This window comes from Aquibium sp. ELW1220, assembly GCF_030398385.1.
Lineage (GTDB): Bacteria > Pseudomonadota > Alphaproteobacteria > Rhizobiales > Rhizobiaceae > Aquibium.
In genome coordinates, this window is the sequence record NZ_JAOAOQ010000128.1 from 1 (window position 1) to 578 (window position 578).

The 578-nt window shown below is 71.3% G+C and carries 1 protein-coding gene; it reads left to right on the forward strand.

Annotated features, from left to right (window positions below; translation table 11 throughout):
* The first annotated feature begins 61 nt into the window (after positions 1-61).
* A complete protein-coding gene (locus N1F91_RS31035) occupies positions 62-514 on the forward strand; it encodes a hypothetical protein (RefSeq protein ID WP_289997773.1) in 453 nt (150 codons plus the stop codon).
* Positions 515-578: the final 64 nt, after the last annotated feature.

Below are 578 nucleotides of genomic sequence, written 5' to 3' on the forward strand. Positions count from 1 at the left end.
CTCTGTCCACACCCCTCCCACCCGGGCGCACAATGACCGCAGCTGAAGGAGGAACTGGAGCATGCGCGGCGCGGGACGGTACGGACGGGAGCTGAGGGGCATCATCGCGCTGCTCGTCTCGATGGCGTGCAAGGCCGACATCGCCGCCGGCCGCGCCTTTCCCGTCCGCTGGCTTGTGCTTTTCTTCCTGCGCATGGGCGAGCGCGTCGCGCAGGACTATGTCGCCCGCGCGCTGGATGTCGAGCCGGCGGATCTCGAGGACGAGCTCGCGCCCGTCGTCGCTCCCGGCGACGCTAGTCCCGCCGATGCCGTCCTGATCGCCTGGCGCTTGCGCTGGTATGCGACCGTGCTCGCCGCGCTGCTTAATCTGCTCGGCGACGACGCCGGGATGCACGATCGCGCGCCCGACCGGGCCGCCTGCCGAGACGGCAGGCCTGCCTGCCGCGGCGGCGCGCGTCTTGCCATGGCTGGCGGCGCCATGTCCGGCCTGCCGCCGTATCACGACACGTCCTGACGTGAACGCTCAGCCGTACCAATCCCATTCCGGGTCCGACTGGCCGGGCGGCAGAGCCGCCTCC

Coding starts and splice junctions, on each gene's coding strand:
- N1F91_RS31035 (WP_289997773.1), top strand. CDS start 62: ATGCGCGGCGCGGGACGGTACGGACGGGAGCTGAGGGGCATCATCGCG.